Below are 19,145 nucleotides of genomic sequence, written 5' to 3'. Positions count from 1 at the left end.
ATGATAAGCAGTAGTAAGCAACGATTGCGTGGCTTCACACTCATTGAGTTAATTATTACTCTAGTGATATTGGGAATACTGTCGGTAACGGCAGTTCCCAAATTTCTGGGCAGCTCAACAGAAGATGCATACTCATATCGAGACCGTACTTTAAATGCACTTAGAACAGTGCAGTTACGTGCAATGCAAAATACAGCGACAACAAGTTGCCATACTCTTTATATAACCTCCACACTTATTGCTCCCCCCACACCTGATACATGTATTGGTGGCGCTGATACCAACAACACCGATCATTTAGTGGTACAAATAAACACGCAAAGAAGTGATATAACATTTAGCGCTTTAGATAGTAACGCAAATATATTTACCCAAATTAGTTTTGATCCTTTAGGTAAATCAAATCAAACCTGCACTTCGCAGTGTCGAATAGATGTTGGATTAGCTGGCGTATGCATAAGTGGTGAAGGGCTTATATATGCGTGCCCTTAAAGTAAAAGGTTTTACTCTAATTGAGCTTATTATTGGCATAGTGATGTTTGCTATTGCATTAAGCATTATTACCGCTTTAATTGCCCCGCAAGCAAAAAAAAGTGCAGAGCCAATTATTGCTTTAAGAGCCTCTGAATTTGGTCAATCACTAATGAACGAAATTCAAAGTAAATCGTTTGATGAGCACAGCGATAGAAGCGCACCTTTTAGACGTTGCGGCGAAACAACCTTGGGTGCTGAACCTTGTACCGCAGAGGGCGATTTAGGCGTCGATAACTTAGGGGCAGGCCTAGAAACCCGAACTAGTTATAACGATGTAGATGACTATATTGCACTGTCTAACCAGCCTATTACTAATAGCTTAGGAGAGGTGTTAAGCCAATACAGTGACTTTAACTTAGTTGTTACTGTTGAGTACGATAGCGACTTTAACGAATTGACCATCAACGATGGCACAACCTTTAAGCGTATTACTATTGAAGTAACATCACCCTTAGGCGAAGTTTACGGATTTAGTGCATATAAAGGGAATTACTAATGCAAAGAGCTAAATACCAAAATGCATTTACCCTTATAGAGCTATTACTTGTCATGGTTATTATTGGTGTTTTAGCCGTAAGTGCATTTTCGTTTATTGGTGCTGGGGTCAGTATTTATTCGCAAGGGGTTGAACGCCAAGAAGCAGTAGCCCAGGCCCGCTTTTTAATAACGCGACTTAGTAAAGAGCTTCGCCACGCTACGCCAAACTCTTTAAGGCTCTCTTGCGATAACAGTACTAGCGGAGCGTGTAGTGCTCAGCAGTGCTTAGAATATACGCCGTTTTTATCAGCGACTCACTATACAAATTACCTACCTACCGTAGCGCCTTTTAATGTTAGCGCTGTTGATTTTGAACTTAATAACTTAACGCAGCCGCAAGCTGGAAATTGGGCAACGATATACCCATTAAGCAGTGCTGATATATACGATGAGAATAATAATAAGCGTTTGCAAGTATCAGCATTTAATAGTTCAGCGAGCGAAATTGATGAGTGGCAATTTAGCAAAGCATTTACCCAAGAGTCGCCGAGTAAACGCCTTTATTTACTTTCAGAACCTGTAAGTTTTTGCGTTGAAGGGCAGTATTTATATAGATATACCAATTACGGTTTTACTGTTAATCAATTAGATGCCGTGAGCTTACAAATAAGCAGTGGTGTTAAACGTGATTTATTAGGTATTTACATTGCCAATAATTTAGCGAGCGATTTATTTTTTACTCTTGATGCGCTCTCCCTACAAAGAAACGCTGTGCTTAATGTGAATGCGCAAATGCAATTTAACGATACTGAAGTAATGAACTTTAACCATGAGGTACATATTCCTAATGTACCTTAAAAAAAATCCTCACGGAAAAGCCTTACTCAGTAAACAAAAAGGGAACTTAATAATTGTTTCTTTGGTAATTATTGTTGCTTTATTAGCACTAGGATTAGCATTAGTTAAAGTGCTTTCTGGTGCATCTCAACAAAATACGATTGAGTATTATGGGGCTCGCGCTTTTATGGCAGCACAAAGCGGCCTAGAAAGTGGTTTAACGCAACTATTTCCAACAAATAGCTCAGTTCAAAGCTGTACATCAGTTACTACTGATTTAACCTTCCAAACTGCATATTTAGCTAACTGTAAAGTAGTGGTGAGTTGCGATGAATATATAGACTTACCTGATAGCAGTACAACCAACGGGCTTGTGAATATATATTACTTACAAAGCAGTGCAACATGCGCCGCAATTGATTGCCCTGCAGGGAGTAGCTGCAGAAAAGATTATTGGCAAACACAAAGAACGCTCAGTGTGGAGGCTAAAACTTTACCATGATGAAAAATGCATTGGTCACTATATTTTTTAGCTGCGTGTTACTTTGTAATTACGCAAATGCAGTGCCTCCAAAAATCGAAGGCCGTTATATAGAGCTGCAAGATACATATACATCGCCTGTTTGGACAAAAGTTAATTTTCAACAGCAATATATAACGCCTCCTGCTGTTTTTATGCTCTCAACAAACCAAGGCGGAAACCCTGCAATAATAAGAATACGTAATATAACCACAACTAGCTTTGAGGCCTTACCGCTTGAACCTTCAGGAGAGGATGGCGGGCATATTAGTATGGGAGCGCACTATTTAGCCATTGAGTATGGTGTGCATCAATTTCCAGACGGCACAATTATGGAAGTAGGTAATACTGATCTATTGCTCGAATTACAGTATGGCTCTAAGTCTGGCTTTGCTCCATTAACACCTAAAGGCTATAAGCCTTTAACATTTGCTGAACCGTTTACTCAAAGGCCAAACTTTTTCCATTCGTTACAAACACTCAATAGCATAGACAGCAATCCACCTTCTGAGGCATTAATTCCGTTTTTAACAGTTGCAGTAGAAAGTAATTCTCTATCTGCCAGCGGCGTTAATATTGCTTTAGAAGCATCTGAAACAGCACTTGGGCTCATAAAAACCGAAACTGTTGCCTATATGGCTGTAGAGCCCGGAAGTAACCGCACATTTTCTGATGATAATGGCGTTGAGGTATCGTGGGAAACTTTTTTCACAGGCTTTGAAGTTGACGGCTGGAGCAATGGCTGTAATTACTTTAGTTTTACTAATAACTTTAGTGTGGCTCCGTTAGTTGTAGCAAGTAAAAACTCACGCCAAGAAGATGATGGCGGGTGGCTACGCAGCTGTAACCTAAGGACCGACAGGTTAGGGCTAGTTGTTGACGAAGATCGTGATGGCGATAACGAGCGCCGTCACGTAAACGAGGAAGCATCAATACTCGCCATGACCAGTACCTTTGTATTTAATGGTGATATTTTAGATTGTGATACGTTATTCCCGGGCGCTATTTCTACTTATAACAATGGTGAAGTGCAGCTGGTGCAGGGAGTAGAAATAACCGATGGTAATGCGCAGTTTGTCACCACCACAAGTTTAATTTCTACAGCGCTGACGAGCCCTCCTTTGTGTAATGGTCAGGCGTGTGTTGCTGGTGGTTATAACTCTTTAGAACCGAATCAAGCGGCGCAGGTGCCAACGGTTACAAATGATGGTAGCTCAACAGGGCCCGTACCTACTTCTTTAGCTGGCGACTATTATTACGATGAGTTGCAGTTAAGTATGCTGGAAACACAATACAGAGTAACAGCGCCTACACGTATTTTTTTAAAAGACACAACCTCACTTCTATCAACTTCATTTTTGAATATAGGTAAAACAAATATAGTAGTAGAAACTGGCGCGTACTTGGCTATTTATGTGGATGGTGCGGTTGCTATTGCAGCCGATGCAAATATTGCGGGCTATATTGTTGCAACTGGTGAGGTAAGAATCGCTCAAAATGTAACGTATCAGGGATCAATTACATCGGCTACTCAAATTATTACCGAAGGGAGCTCAACGTTTGACGCTTTACCAGTACCCGAAAGTATCCCTGGTTTTTGTGGTATTTATACACCAGAAACACTGGATCATTATCGTTTAACAATAAGCGATAACAAAGGTCTAACGTGTGAAGCTAAAGAAATGACACTAACAGCCTGCGCTAATGATGCCTGCGATTTATTATTTGCTGAGCCGTCTAGTTTAAACCTTTCTCCAGATAATAGTGGTCAGCAAAGTTGGGTTACAGGGGAGAATATTAATTTTACAGGCTCAACAACTGTTGAGTTTGCTAAACGCACCACAGGCAGTGTTACATTTGGATATAACACTGCTGATCCTTCTGCACCTCTTCGTTGTTATATCGGTGGTAATAATGTTGGTTTGAGTGGCTGTAAAGTTACGTTTTCTGATGCTGGATTTATTTTTAATAATGATACTGATGGAAATACTACAATTCCAACTCAGTTATCAGCAAAGCCTTCAAATACTGGATTTAATGCAAAAGCGCTATCTATTCAAGCGGTAAAAACAAATACCACTACGGGCGTATGCGAAGCTGCATTTCCCGCTGGTGGCGATGTAAGCTTAGATTTATCGTATACATGCAGTGCTGGTGCAAGTTGCTCTGATACGGTTTCACTTAGTAATAACAATAATACCTTTGCGGTAGAGCAAGCCTCTAAATCATTCATACTTAACTTTGATAGTGAGTCTAAAGCCCCGATTGTTATAAATTACCCCGATGCAGGAAAGTTGAGTTTAAATGTAAATACCAATTTAATTTTAGACCCACTAACTAATTTATCAGTAAATTTAACGGGTAGTTCAAATGAATATGTCGTAAAACCATTTGGATTAGCCATGGAGGTAGCAAGTGATGGTTATGCAGCAGACGCTAATGGGAGCTTATTTAGATTAACGGGCGAAGCATTCGATTTAAAAATGAATGCGGTGCAGTGGCAAACAGGGCAAGACACTAACAACGATGGTTTCCCAGACAACTACAGCAATATTACAAATAACAACATAGCTAAGCATTTTATTACAGAGCAACCGCTTGTAGAGCCAGCGCTTAAAGCACCTACACCTGGTGTGCAAGGTACGCTTGAGGCAATTAACGGATCCCCTTTTAGTGATACCGGTGATTTAAGCGAATCTATATCGCAATATAATTACGACCAAGTTGGCATCATTGATTTAACAGCAGGCCTTCAAGATGCCGATTATTTTGGTGCGGGAGATGTAAAAGGTGAGCTATATAACGTTGGTCGTTTTGCACCTTCGCAGTTTCAGGTAGTGGGGGTTCAAGCTGCCGCGCAATGCACGCAATACGGCAGTAATTTAACTTACCTTGATCAACCTTTTGAACTTGGCTTTACAGTACAAGCACAAAATCAAAATGGTGAGCTAATGGCTAATTATAAAGCGGGCTTTGATAAATCAAGTGTAGACGTTAATGCCGAAAATAATGAAGTAGGTAACTATGTACCTGCAACTAATTTTACTAGCCGCTTAGTAAACCTAGGAAATAACAACTGGGGAGATACAAGCGATGGTCAATGGCAAATGAGCCAACTCAACACGACACTTAAAAGATTAGGTGTAGGGCAAGCAGACGGACCGTTCGCTATGGTGAGCTTAATGGCAACGCTTTCTAACATAGAAGGAGCAACACTCATTGATGCAAATGATAAACCTAATACACAAACAGCATGCTCGGGTGGTTGTAATAGCGTACGACTAAATGCATTACCGATAGAGTTTAGGTTTGGACGTTTAGTCCTTGGCAATAACGCAGGCTCCGATCTCGACCCTTTACTTATTCCTATGCAGGCTCAGTATTACAACGGCAGTGGATTTGTAAATAACACTGAAGATAATTGTAGTGTATTTGATCATACCCAAATCACTCAAATATCACCTAGCAGCCCACAATTAACCTATAAATATGGGACTGGTGTATCTGGCCAGCTAGAAGCGGGAGTGTATCCGGCAGATAACGGTATTTATGCACAGCCAAATGGTTTGGGTGAATTTACCTTAGAATATAATACTTATGATTGGTTAAAGTGGGATTGGCAGGGCGATGGAACACAGCTTGATCCTCGTACTATTTTACAATTTGGACGCTTTAGAGGAAATGATCGGGTTATTTACTGGCGTGAAACACGCGAATAGTTGTAAACTAATATAATAATTGAACAAAGCTTGTGTTTTGTGCTGCAAGTACATAGCATAAGGCTTTAATTATAAAAAATAATAACGACCAAATAATTGCCGCTTTTTGGGACTGGAATATATGCGAATTACTCCTTTATCTCTGTTAATTTCAGCTAGTTTGTTAGCTAGTAGTGCATTTGCACAAGACACAGCTACAGTGACTGGAATTGACTCAGAGATTAGTGTTAAACAGACAGAATACGATAACTCGACAAGAATACTTGAAAAACATCTTAAAGAAGAAAGTCAGTTACAAAATCAATTAGAGCTACTTCGTTCTCGTTCTACAGAGCTAGATAAAGAAAAAAACCAAGCGCTCGATGCGATGAACGAAATGTACCGTCGTTTAATTGACGATCCCACTATTAATATTAGTGCGGCTCAATCACGCTATCAAAAAGCGGTGATTGATCATAAGCAAAATAAAGATGACATTTCTATGCAGTTGGCGGCAATTGCATCCCACCGTAAAGATATAGAACAAATTCGTGTTGCTAAGCATACGCTTTTAAATACATTAGAAAGTTTAAAAGAGCAGTTAACTACAGCCCGCGTAGAGCGTTTACGTAACGAGTTTACACGTGAAGGTACGCTTGAGGTTAACCACACTATTAACTGTAAGCGAACAGAAACGCTAGCAGCATGTGAGCAACGCGGTCAGCAAATGGGTCTACAAAAAGCAACTAAACGCTTTGTTGATCAAATTTTTGCAAATCTAACAGAAGAGCGCATTGTTGAGCCAAAACGTAATTTGGCGGGCGCTCAAGTACAAATATTAAGTAGCCATGTAGTTAACAGTGCATTTAGCGGCCAAGGTAATTACAACGTTAACTTAAGCGTAACTATGCGCGGTGAAGTTAATAGCAGCCGTTTATGTAGCTTATTAAGCATAGATAACCGCTATTGTTCTGAGTACGGCACGCCACTTACGGCTGCTTATCAACCAGCGTATAACAATACATTTACTGATAGTCAGTTAACATTCAGTAATAGCGCGGATAATAGCAACACAGTGTCGGTTTCTCGTTTAAATGAGCAGCCAGTACGTGATTATTCAGTTAAACCTGCATTGGTGAAAAAAGATTACCCTTCTATCCTTAATAAGAAGAAGGATCAATCGGTAGAGCTAACATTACGATCAAACGTATACGACGATGAAGTGTTTATCGATGGTGTAAGCTTTGGCTCAACACGCTTGATTACACGTTTACCGCCGGGCATTCATAACATTGAAATACGTAAACTTGGTTATAAACCTTATCAAGCACGTGTTGATTTGAATAAAGCGCAAACAATTAATGCAAATTTAGTAAAAAAGCCTAAGTCGATTGCTGCACCGACCTATACTCGAGAGCAACCAGAAGTAACAACACGCCAGGTTAGTGAAAACGTTAATGTATTAAATGCAAACGTTGAAACGCCGGTTGTCGTTATTCCTGCAGGCAAATTTAAAATGGGCGATATTAACGGCAATGGTTTAGCTAATGAACGTCCAGTAATTGAAAAAGTAATAGCAAATTCTTTCGCTATGCAAAGTAAAGAAGTAACCGTGGGTGCCTACGAAAAGTTTGTAGCAAATACAGGTTATAAAACTCAAGCGGAAAAAAATAAAGGGTGTGCGTATTATTTAAATGGCGAACCAGTATGGGAAGCAAATTTAAATTGGCGTAATCCTGGTTTTGAGCAAGGTAGTGACTTTCCTGCTGTATGTTTAACTTATAACGATGCAAAAGCTTATGCTGAGTGGTTATCTGGTCAAACAGGACAGCAATTTCGTTTACCTAACGAAGTTGAGTGGGAATACGCAGCACGCGCAGGAACTGAAACAGAATACCCTTGGGGTAACGAAATTGGTAAAAACCTAGCTAACTGTGGTTGGTGTGGTAGTGAATGGTCAAACAGACGTGCATCACCAGTAGGTTCTTTTTCTCCAAATGCATTTGGATTATACGATACCGTAGGCAATGTATGGGAATGGACCGATAAAGAATCAGGTGAGTCTGATGTAGCAGTAAGAGGCGGAGCGTGGAACTTTGCACCAAGCCTTGCTCGTGCATCTACGCGTTTAATTTTAGCGCCTGATTTTAGATCTAACTACATTGGTTTTCGCTTAGTTCGCGAACGATAAAACTCAATTAAGGAAGCTTTGCTTCCTTTTTTCACAAATTCACAAAGGCGCTGCGCTTTATATTGCTCATATAGTTGAGCATGTTAAAGTGAGGCAGCTAATATAAGAACGTATTTCAAAGGTCATCCAGCCTCATGTTTAAAAAACTCCGTGGTATTTTTTCTAACGATCTATCGATCGACTTGGGTACAGCCAATACCCTAATTTATGTAAAAGACGAAGGCATTGTATTAAATGAACCTTCTGTTGTTGCTATCCGCCAAGAGCGTGCTGGTGGACCTAAAAGTGTTGCATCTGTAGGTACAGAAGCAAAGCTTATGTTAGGTCGTACACCGGGTAATATAAAAGCGATTCGTCCAATGAAAGACGGTGTTATTGCTGACTTTTTTGTAACAGAAAAAATGTTACAACACTTCATTAAACAAGTGCATAACAATAACTTTATGCGTCCAAGTCCGCGTGTACTAATTTGTGTACCGTGTGGTGCTACTCAAGTAGAAAAACGTGCAATACGTGAATCTGCAATGGGTGCAGGTGCTCGTGAAGTTTACTTAATTGAAGAACCAATGGCAGCAGCTATTGGCGCAGGCTTACCAGTATCAGAAGCAACCGGTTCTATGGTTGTTGATATTGGTGGTGGTACAACTGAAGTTGCTATTATTTCACTTAACGGCGTTGTTTACTCATCATCTGTTCGTATTGGTGGTGATAAGTTTGACGAAGCTATCATTAATTATGTACGCCGTAACTTTGGTAGCTTAATTGGTGAAGCGACAGCTGAAAATATTAAGCATCAAATTGGTTCTGCGTTTAAAACTGATGAGCCAATCGAAATTGAAGTGCGCGGTCGTAACCTTGCTGAAGGTGTTCCGCGTTCATTCACACTTAACTCACACGAAATCCTAGAAGCTCTACAAGAGCCATTAATGGGTATTGTGAGTGCAGTAATGGTTGCGCTTGAGCAATCACCACCAGAGCTGGCATCAGATATTTCTGCGCACGGTATGGTACTTACTGGCGGTGGCGCATTGTTAAAAGATTTAGACCGTTTATTAATGGAAGAAACGGGTATTCCGGTTGTTGTTGCTGATGATCCACTTACATGTGTTGCACGTGGTGGTGGTAAAGCACTTGAAATGATCGATGTTCATGGTGGTGACGTTTTTAGTTACGACTAATGAAATTAATGTTTGGACGCACAGTCTCTTTGCAACTGCGACTTTTTGTCGCAGTGCTTTTGAGTATCGCACTCATTGTTGGAGACAGATATACGCAAGGTGGTACCGTTGTTCGTACCAGCCTCAATACCTTAGTTAGCCCACTAATTTATGTTGCTAATTTACCCTACGAATTATTTAGCTTAAGTGCTAAAAGCCTGCATACGCGGGAGCAACTTCTTACTGAAAACGAGGCGCTGAAAAAAAAGCAAATGCTACAAAGCGAGCAACTTCAGCAGTATCAATTTCTAGCCAGAGAAAATCAAAAACTACGCGCCTTATTAGGCTCATCTGCAAAGCAATCAAATCGTAAAATTATTGCTCAAGTACTTTCTGTGCATTCAAATCCGTATAGCCATCAAGTTGTTATAAATCGTGGTACCACCGATGGACTTAGTGAAAGCCAAGCCGTAATTGATGAGATGGGTGTAGTAGGGCAATTAACTAAAGTAGGGTCAACTACGTCACGCGTATTACTCATGACCGACACTACGCATGCCACACCTGTGCGTATACTGCGTAACGATGTGCGAACTGTTGTTGAGGGCATAGGTAAAATTAACGTCGTTAAGCTCTCTCACGTTCCGCACAGCTTAGATGTGCGAATTGGCGATGTACTTGTTACATCAGGATTAGGTGGCACATTCCCAGAGGGATACCCGGTGGCTGTAGTAACCGAAATAAATCGTGATGAAGGCCGCCCGTTTGCACAAGTTTTTGCAGAACCTATTGCGCAATTAGATCGCATTCGTTTGCTGGTTATTTTATGGCGTAATCAACAGGAGCAAATCAGCGATGATTAACCGTTATTCATTGTTAATTGCGCTAAGCATCTTTTTTGCGTTAATAATGGCATTAATGCCGCTCCCTTTTTCGTTTGAACCATTTAGACCAGACTGGGTTTTACTTGTACTTATGTATTGGTCGTTGGCAGTACCGCATCGTTTAAATATTGGTACTGCTTGGGTTGTTGGTTTATTAATAGATTTAGCATCTGGCTCACCGCTAGGTGTGAACTCGCTTACATTTTCAATATGTATATTTGTAACCGCGAGCAACTTTCAAAAAATTCGTAACTTTTCGCTTTGGCAACAAAGCTTATTAATTGGTTTGTTTTTAACGCTGTATCATTTAATGCAGTTTTGGCTAAATCACTTTTTGTTAGGGGTTTACTTTAATCCACAGTATTTATGGCCAGTAGCAACCGGAATGGTTAGTTGGTTTTGGGTGTTTTTACTACTTCGTAAATATCGCAGACATTTTAGGATCAGGTAATGACTACCGCAGTATATTTGGCATCAGCCTCTCCCCGTCGTAAAGAGTTATTAAGCCAATTAGGTGTCGAATTTACACAATTTAGTGTTGATGCAGATGAAAGCCCACTTCCAAACGAGCAACCTAGAGCACTTGTTGAGCGTTTAGCTCGCTTGAAAGCCCAAAGCGGTGTAGAGCTTGGATATACCGATCGCCCTGTACTTGGTAGTGATACCGTAGTTGTTATCGATAATGAATCACTGGGTAAACCTCGTGATAAAAACGATTTTATACACACATTAAAACGTTTATCAGGTAACACACATCAAGTACTTACCGCAGTAGCATTTGCGACGCAAAATGATGTGCTTAGCTGTGTTGTAAGCACAGATGTCACCTTTAAAACTTTAACTGATGAAGAAATAAATACCTACTGGGATTCTAATGAGCCACAAGATAAAGCCGGTGGCTACGGTATCCAAGGTTTAGGTGGTCGCTTTGTAACTCACATTGCGGGTAGCTATTTTTCTGTTGTAGGCTTACCTTTATATGAAACCGAACAATTATTAAAAACATTCTTAAGAAGGTAACATGAGTACAGAATTACTGATCAATGTCACACCGAGCGAAAGCCGTGTTGCCCTAATAGAAAACGGTGTACTGCAAGAAATACAGCTAGAGCGAATTGGTAATCTAGGTATTGTAGGCAATATTTACCTAGGAAAAATAAGCCGTGTACTTCCGGGTATGCAGGCTGCTTTTGTTGATATCGGCCTTGAAAAAGCGGCATTTTTGCATGCATCCGATATTGTAAATAGTGCCTCTATTGTTGAAGGCGTAGACGACGTACCAATAAAAAAAGTACAAGACATTAGAGAGTTAGTTCGTCAAGGCCAATACATTATGGTGCAAGTGGTAAAAGATCCGCTAGGCACTAAAGGCGCAAGACTCACCACTGATATAACTATTCCTTCTCGCTATTTAGTGTTTATGCCAGATGCGACCCATGTAGGGGTTAGTCAGCGTATTGAAACTGAAGAAGAGCGTTCACGCCTTAAAAAAATAGTCGCAGAATATGGCGATGAAAATGGCAGCTTTATTGTACGTACAGCAGCCGAAGGCGCTAGCGAAGCAGAATTACGACACGATGCCGGTTTTTTAAGAAAATTATGGGAAAAAATTACGGCTCGTCGCAAAAAAACCAGTAAGGCCAGCATCCTTCACGAAGATTTAACGCTAGCCTTTAGAACCCTACGTGACTATGTAGGCGAAGATATGGAACGCATTCGTGTTGACTCTAAACTTACTCATGAAGAGCTAAAGTTATTTACTGAAGAGTTTGTTCCACAACTGTCTCAAGTACTCGAATACTATCCAGGTGAGCGACCTATATTTGATTTGTTTGACGTTGAAAACGAAATTCAAAAAGCACTACATCGTAAAGTCACACTAAAATCTGGTGGTTATATAATTATTGACCAAACAGAAGCAATGACGACTGTTGATGTTAATACAGGTGCATTTGTAGGACATCGTAATTTAGAAGAAACAATTTTTAATACCAACGTAGAAGCAACCTCTGCAATTGCTCGCCAGCTTAGGCTGCGTAATTTAGGCGGTATTATCATTATCGACTTTATCGATATGGTAAGTGAGGATCATAAGCGACGGGTGCTTCATTCACTTGAATCAGCCCTTGCAAAAGATCGCACTAAAACAAATATCAATGGGCTTTCAGCACTTGGGCTTGTTGAAATGACGCGTAAACGTACACGCGAAAGCTTAGAGCATATTTTATGTGATGTATGTCCTGCGTGTTCTGGTCGTGGTTCACAAAAAACAGTTGAAACGGTTTGCTACGAAATACTACGTGAAATAGTGCGTGTTAACCGAGCATACGCTGCCGATAAGTTTATGGTGTACGCAGCGCCTGCTGTGAGCGAAGCCTTACTAAACGATGAGTACCATAACCTTGCCGAGCTTGAACTATTTATTGGTAAGCAAGTCAATATTCAAACAGAGAGCTTATACAGCCAAGAACAGTTTGATGTGGTAATGATGTAATGAAAGCAAAAGCGGTCTGTTTTTTTTGTTTTAGAAAATTATGGCAGACCTGCGCCATAATTTTGGTATTACTGGCCGTTATTGTTTCAATTTTAAAATATACCCTTCCGTATGCAAACGAATACAAAGGGAATATAGAAAGCTATTTACACGAAAAGTTTGAAATAAGCTTATCTATAGGTGAAATATCAGCTAGTTGGCAGGGCAGTGGTCCTGCATTAGTATTAGAGAATTTATCGTTTAAAGATAACGAAACTGCACCAATATCACTCACCATTGCTAAAACCAGCTTAGAGCTAAACTTATGGGAAAGCTTAAAAGCGCTGCAACTTAGATCTAATTATTTTGTTATTAATGGTTTTCATACCAGTGTAAATATTACCAACTTATTTAAAACCGGTGACAACGACGAAGTCTCTTTTGAGCAAAAAGAGCTAATTGAAGAACTGTTTTTGGGTAAAACGGGTCATTTTGCAATAGAAAATTCCAGTATTAACTTTGTTCTAGAAGACGGTAAAGAGCGTAAGTTACTCCTCAAAAATATTGTTTGGCAAAATGAAGATGAGCAGCATCTTGGTAGTGGGAGCTTAGCATTGCCGGGTATTTCGGTCGGTGATTTTGATGCGCGCATAGCACTTACTGGCGATACCCTAGAGCAAGTTGCGGGCGACATTTATGTGCAGGCTAACAAAGTCGATGTATCTAACTGGTTAGCGCAATATATAAATACGCAAAAGCAACAACTGCATAGCGATATTAATTTACAAGCGTGGCTAAAACTAGATAAAGGTTTTGTAAGCGATATAAAAATGCAGTGGCTACCAAGCTTTGTGCGTTGGCAGCGAGAAGAGCAAAGCCAACAAGTTAGTTTGAGTGAAGGTGGCTTTCACTTATACCCAGATCAAAATAGCTGGCACTTAAAAAGCACAGGTTTAACATTTAATAGTAACGATAAAGCATGGCCAAGTTTAGAGTTTGAAGCTCAACTAGGGGCGAAAAATGAAGTGTGGCTCCATCAAGTTGATTTTGAATTACTGAGTAACCTAGCAGGGCTAAGTAATTTTAATGCACTTGAACCATTTTTAGAGCGCCAACCTAGTGGGCAAATAGATCAAGCTTATTTAAATTTCTCTAATGCACAGCAATGGCAATTATGGTTTGAGGCTGCCAATATTGGCTGGCAAGAATTAAGGTCGGTACCTGCAGCACAAGGACTTAGAGTAAATGGTTTACTTAATCAAAGTAGTGGTCGAATAAATTTATTTGGTGAAAATGGCACATTAGTTACAGGTGAAAGCTTTAGTAACGACATAAATTATAATCAGCTAAATGTAGAGCTAGATTTAGCTAAGCGAGATGATGGCTGGCATATAAGTAGTGACAATATATGGTTTGATAATGATGAAGTTACTGTTGCTGCAGAATTACAAATTAGTCTAACAGATGATCCTCGATTAGATCTTTACGCTGAAGCCTTCGCCCCAGATGCCAAAATTGCAGGTCATTACTTCCCATTAAAAGCAATGAGCCCTGAGCTCGTTAGCTATTTAAATGGGGCAATTAAAGGCGGAGAAGTATCTAAAGCACAAGTCTTATTTGCAGGTCCTTTATCTGGTTTTCCATTCACCGATGGTAGTGGCCAGTTTGGTGTATTAGCGCAAATAGACAACGCAACCTATGAGTTTGATCCTGATTGGCCTTTGGTTACCAATGCCAATGTACAGCTACATTTTGATAATGAGCGTATGGACATATATAGCCAGCAAGGTAAGTTGGTTAATTTAGATATTGGTAATAGTGTACAGGTAAGCATTGCAGATTTAATGCATGCTGATGAACTTATTGTGCAAATTGATAAAAAAGCACAAATGGAAAAGTTACATGATTTTTTTGCAGCGACACCTATTGCCAAACCTCTTGCTGAAATTTTTAAAGTTGTGCAGGGCAAAGGCGAAGCCGATGCCAGTATTGAGCTTTTAGTAGGCTCAAAGTTTAAAGGTGGGGCCAGCGTTAGCGGCAAGGTTAATTTAAATGACTTGCCAGTATTTATAGCAACGCCAGGAATTGAGTTTAAAAACTTAACTGGCGAGCTTAATTTTAAAAACGACAATATCACACTTAAAAATGCGACTGCGAAATGGTTGGGCATGCCGCTAACTATTAATTACAGCAGTAAAAGTGATGCAAAAAATTACCAAGCAAACATAGATATAAACGCCAAAATTGACGCCGATACATTAATAGATAGTGGGCAAGGTATATTAAAAAATTATTTAAGCGGGCAAAGTGATGTTGATATTGGCTTAGTACTTAATTTTACCGAGCAAGGCTTTAATTACCGTGCACAGGTAAACTCAGAACTACTTGGCTTAACGAGTAACTTACCTGCACCTTATAATAAAAATAGTGAACAAGTGTGGGCGCTTGATGCAATAGTACAAGGTGATGACATTTCTAATCTCATTACAGCAAACGCTAATCAACAGTTTTACTTTAATGCTATTTTAGAAAATGGTAAATCACAGTTTAGCAATGTCCATTTTGTGCTTGGAAAACAAGATTTAGGATTAAACCAAAAAGATTTAAGCGTAAATATAAATCTTGAACAGAGTGAACTAGTGCCTTGGTTTGATCTGATTGATCAAATAATTAAAGCTGGTAAAGCAAACCCAGATCAAGAATCAAAAGGGATTATGCCACCGCTTAATGAGGTGGTCGCAAATATAGGTTTACTTGATGCGAGTAACATCATTTTTAATGATTTTGAAATGCGTTTAGCACCATCAAAAGACGATTTATACCTAAAGCTAAATGCTAAAGAACTTAGAGCTGGGGTTTTTATCCCTACATCACAGCCTAGCCAGCCCATACGAATTAATGCCGATTACTTAAGGCTTAATTTTGCACCGCACAATGAGCAAGCACTTGAAATAACAGATGTACTTCCTGAGAAAGACTTGAGCTGGCTTACTAAAATACCTGCTATTGAGTTTGAATGTAGTGATTGCAAAATTGACCGCTACCAACTTGATAAAGTGAGTGCGTCATTATTGGGTGATGGTGAGCGCTTATCAATATCAGAACTTGTAGTCGATAAAGGCGATCATGTACTGCGCACTAAAGGGCAGTGGCAAAATGGATTAACAACGCTAAGTGGCGAGCTTAAAAGTGATGACATAGGCGCACTGTTTGGTGAGTTTGATATAACCTCCGCGATTAAAGACTCAAAAGCCGATCTAAATTATGATCTCACTTGGCAAGCAGCACCTTATGATTTTGATGTGAAAAGTTTAAGTGGCGAGATAGCTTGGGATTTAGGAGAAGGTCACTTAACTGAAGTTAGCGATGGCGGGGCACGCGTATTTTCGTTACTGAGCCTTGATTCATTAGTACGCAAGCTGAAACTTGATTTTAGAGATGTGTTTTCAAAGGGCTTTTTTTATAACAGCATGCAAGGCACTATGCAGTTAGAAAACGGTATTGCTTACACTAAAGATACCAAAATGGACGGCGTACCCGCCGATTTAACCATTAAAGGTTATGCAAATTTAAACACGCTTGATATAGATTATGATCTTGCTGTAGCGCCGCAGGTAACCTCGAGTATTCCGGTTATAGTTGCATGGATGGTAAACCCAGTAACAGGGCTTGCTGCCTTAGCAATTGATAAAGTTATTCATTCTGCGCGCGTCATCTCAGAGATCAACTTTAAAGTAACGGGTAAAATGAACGATCCTATTGTTCAAGAACTCGACAGAAAAAGTCGTGAAGTTACGCTTCCTCAAGCTGCGCAAAATCAGCCACAAGCATCAGTCGATTTAAAACTTAAAGATGCACAAGTAACAGTAACGCAATGAACAAAACTGAAATACTAAGCACTCCCACAATAGTTGCCCTGCAAATGTGTTCAGGGCTAAGCCCTGATGACAACATAGCAAGCTTAAAGCGTGCACTTAAAACACTCCCCGCAACAAGACCATTACTTGTTTGTTTGCCTGAGGCTTTTTTAGTGTTTAGTAAAAGTGGTAACGATACGTTACGTGTTGCTAAGCAAGTTGAGCGATACAAACTACAACTTAGTGAATTGTGCCAACACCATAATATTTGGTTAAATGCAGGGACAATGCCTGAGCCATTTAACGAACATAAATATTATGCAGCATCGCACTTATATAATAATCAAGGCGAGCTGGTTGCAACGTATAACAAAATACATTTATTTGATGTAAACGTAGATGATCAAACAGGTAGCTATCGAGAGTCAGATTTTACCCAAGCAGGTAGCGATGTGGTTGTTGTTGATTCTCCCTTTGGTAAAATAGGCTTAACAGTATGTTATGATCTGCGCTTTAGTGGCTTATTCAACGAACTAGTACGCCAAGGCGCCGATATTATTTTAGTACCAAGTGCATTTACAGTCGTCACAGGACAAGCGCATTGGCAGCCATTATTAGCAGCTCGCGCAATAGAAACACAATGTTATGTAGTTGCAGCAGCTCAGTACGGTACACATGAAAATGGCCGACAAACATATGGCCACAGTATTATTATTTCACCTTGGGGAAGTATCCTGAGTGAATTGCCAACAGGCACCGGTTTTATAAGCTGCAACGCAGATTTAGACCAGTTACAAAAAATTAGACGAGATATGCCCGTGCAGTCTCATCAACGATTTAGAGAGCATTTATTATGAATTCGGTTGAACAGCATTTACTACACGACAGCCAGTTAAATAGAGAAGAGCTCGAAAAAACGCTCGCTTACATACATCAACATAAAGTGGATTACGCCGATTTATATTTTCAATCAAGCCACCACGAATCTTGGGTGCTTGAAGACGGCTTAGTTAAAGAAGGCTCTTATAACGTTGAACGTGGCGTTGGGGTACGTGCTGTAAGCGGCGAAAAAACAGGTTTTTCTTACTCTGATGCAATAAATCTTGAAGCACTTAATAAAGCGGCTACAGCGGCTCGTAGCATCGCAGATGCTGGCGAAGATAGAGCGATTAAAGTATTTAGTGATGTTAAAGCTAAAGAGCAGTTTGCACCGCATCAGCCAATTTCGAGTATGAGCGATACCGACAAGGTGAGTTTATTACGCGAACTTGAAAACTATATTCGTGAACTAGCACCCGATGCAGAGCAAGTAATTAGTTCAATGTCGGCGGTATACGAAGAAGTATTAATCGCAGCAAGTGACGGTACGTTTGCCACCGATATTCGCCCGCTTATTCGTTTAAACTGCTCAGTGCTGCTTGAAAAAAATGGTCGCCGTGAACGCGGTGGCGCAGGTGGTGGTGCACGTTTAGATTATGGTTACTTTAAAGAACTTGTTGATGGTAAACCACGTTGGATGGAATTTGCTGAAGAAGCTGTACGCCAAGCTAAAGTAAATCTTGAAGCTATTGATGCACCTGCAGGCACGATGGAAGTTGTACTTGGTAATGGTTGGCCTGGCGTGCTTTTACACGAAGCAGTAGGGCATGGACTTGAAGGCGACTTTAATCGCAAAGGCGCGTCTGCGTTTAGTGGTAAAGTGGGCCAAAAAGTAGCGTCTGAGCTGTGTACAGTTGTTGATGATGGCACCATGGCTGATCGCCGTGGCTCACTTAATGTAGATGACGAAGGCACACCAGCCGCTTACAATGTTCTTATCGAAAACGGTATTTTAAAAGGCTATATGCAAGACAAGCTAAACGCGCGTTTAATGGGTGTAAGCCCTACAGGTAACGCACGCCGTGAGTCGTATGCACATTTACCAATGCCTCGCATGACTAATACTTACATGTTAGGTGGTGAGCACAGCCAAGCCGATATTATCAGCTCAGTTAAAAAAGGGGTATTCGCGCCTAACTTTGGCGGCGGACAAGTTGATATAACGTCTGGTAAGTTTGTATTTAGCGCATCAGAAGCGTATTTAATCGAAAATGGTAAAATTACCCAACCAATTAAAGGCGCAACGCTTATTGGTAATGGCCCAGAAGTAATGCAGCAAATATCGATGGTTGGTAACGACTTGGCGCTTGATAAAGGTGTTGGTGTGTGTGGTAAAGATGGTCAAAGCGTACCGGTAGGCGTAGGCCAACCAAGCCTTAAAATTGATCGGTTAACAGTCGGTGGTACAGCTTAAATATTACTCAAGCGCGAAGTGAATTCGCACCTACGTGCTTGATGTTTATTGTAGGTGAGGTTTTACACCTCGCTTTTTAAATATACGCTCACGTAATAGAGCGCGAAATAAATTCGCACCTACGATTTGCATTCTTACTTTGGGTAGGTGAGGTTTTACACCTCGCTTTTTAAATACAGACTTAGAAATAGAGCGCGAAATAAATTCGCACCTACGATTTGTAT

Annotated in this window: 14 protein-coding genes; all 14 read left to right on the top strand. The window is 40.3% G+C overall.

The window, feature by feature from the left end; translation table 11 throughout:
- The 14 genes from I6F47_RS02950 (at position 1) to tldD (ending at position 18,921) form a co-directional block, all read left to right on the top strand.
- Positions 1-492 (top strand): type II secretion system protein, encoded by a 492-nt coding sequence (locus tag I6F47_RS02950; RefSeq protein WP_010553771.1) that lies wholly within the window; start codon positions 1-3, stop codon positions 490-492.
- On the top strand, positions 479-1,030 hold the full coding sequence (locus I6F47_RS02945) for a type II secretion system protein (RefSeq protein ID WP_197116343.1): 552 nt from the start codon (positions 479-481) through the stop codon (positions 1,028-1,030). Before I6F47_RS02950 ends, I6F47_RS02945 begins: the two co-directional genes overlap by 14 nt.
- Positions 1,030-1,869 carry a PulJ/GspJ family protein gene (locus tag I6F47_RS02940; protein WP_165721210.1) on the top strand — a complete coding sequence of 280 codons (840 nt, stop codon included), beginning with the start codon at positions 1,030-1,032 and terminating at the stop codon, positions 1,867-1,869. The genes I6F47_RS02945 and I6F47_RS02940 overlap by 1 nt, the downstream gene beginning before the upstream one ends.
- The gene (locus tag I6F47_RS02935; RefSeq protein WP_165721209.1) at positions 1,859-2,350 is read left to right on the top strand and encodes an agglutinin biogenesis protein MshP; all 492 of its coding nucleotides are present in this window, start codon (positions 1,859-1,861) and stop codon (positions 2,348-2,350) included. The genes I6F47_RS02940 and I6F47_RS02935 overlap by 11 nt, the downstream gene beginning before the upstream one ends.
- Positions 2,347-6,087, top strand: a complete 3,741-nt coding sequence (locus I6F47_RS02930; protein ID WP_197183303.1) for an H-type lectin domain-containing protein — start codon at positions 2,347-2,349, stop codon at positions 6,085-6,087. The genes I6F47_RS02935 and I6F47_RS02930 overlap by 4 nt, the downstream gene beginning before the upstream one ends.
- 121 nt (positions 6,088-6,208) lie before the next feature.
- Positions 6,209-8,257 carry an SUMF1/EgtB/PvdO family nonheme iron enzyme gene (locus tag I6F47_RS02925; protein WP_165735290.1) on the top strand — a complete coding sequence of 683 codons (2,049 nt, stop codon included), beginning with the start codon at positions 6,209-6,211 and terminating at the stop codon, positions 8,255-8,257.
- A gap of 134 nt (positions 8,258-8,391) precedes the next feature.
- Entirely contained in the window at positions 8,392-9,435 is a 1,044-nt protein-coding gene (locus I6F47_RS02920) for a rod shape-determining protein (protein ID WP_007586338.1), read from the top strand.
- Positions 9,435-10,277, top strand: a complete 843-nt coding sequence (gene mreC / locus I6F47_RS02915) for a rod shape-determining protein MreC (protein ID WP_193371825.1) — start codon at positions 9,435-9,437, stop codon at positions 10,275-10,277. Before I6F47_RS02920 ends, mreC begins: the two co-directional genes overlap by 1 nt.
- Positions 10,270-10,749: a rod shape-determining protein MreD gene (gene mreD, locus I6F47_RS02910; RefSeq protein WP_007586341.1), complete on the top strand. Its 480-nt coding sequence runs from the start codon at positions 10,270-10,272 to the stop codon at positions 10,747-10,749. The genes mreC and mreD overlap by 8 nt, the downstream gene beginning before the upstream one ends.
- Positions 10,749-11,318: a Maf family protein gene (locus I6F47_RS02905; protein ID WP_007586343.1), complete on the top strand. Its 570-nt coding sequence runs from the start codon at positions 10,749-10,751 to the stop codon at positions 11,316-11,318. Before mreD ends, I6F47_RS02905 begins: the two co-directional genes overlap by 1 nt.
- A 1-nt stretch (position 11,319) precedes the next feature.
- Positions 11,320-12,792: a ribonuclease G gene (gene rng, locus I6F47_RS02900; RefSeq protein ID WP_007586345.1), complete on the top strand. Its 1,473-nt coding sequence runs from the start codon at positions 11,320-11,322 to the stop codon at positions 12,790-12,792.
- Positions 12,792-16,649: a YhdP family protein gene (locus tag I6F47_RS02895; protein ID WP_197183302.1), complete on the top strand. Its 3,858-nt coding sequence runs from the start codon at positions 12,792-12,794 to the stop codon at positions 16,647-16,649. The genes rng and I6F47_RS02895 overlap by 1 nt, the downstream gene beginning before the upstream one ends.
- Entirely contained in the window at positions 16,646-17,485 is an 840-nt protein-coding gene (locus tag I6F47_RS02890) for a carbon-nitrogen hydrolase family protein (RefSeq protein ID WP_007586349.1), read from the top strand. Before I6F47_RS02895 ends, I6F47_RS02890 begins: the two co-directional genes overlap by 4 nt.
- A complete protein-coding gene (gene tldD / locus I6F47_RS02885) occupies positions 17,482-18,921 on the top strand; it encodes a metalloprotease TldD (RefSeq protein WP_101163214.1) in 1,440 nt (479 codons plus the stop codon). The genes I6F47_RS02890 and tldD overlap by 4 nt, the downstream gene beginning before the upstream one ends.
- The last annotated feature ends 224 nt before the right edge of the window (positions 18,922-19,145 follow it).

It is taken from the genome of Pseudoalteromonas sp. NZS37 (assembly GCF_015864265.1).
Lineage (GTDB): Bacteria > Pseudomonadota > Gammaproteobacteria > Enterobacterales > Alteromonadaceae > Pseudoalteromonas > Pseudoalteromonas arctica.
This window is presented reverse-complemented; position numbering and strand designations above follow the sequence as displayed.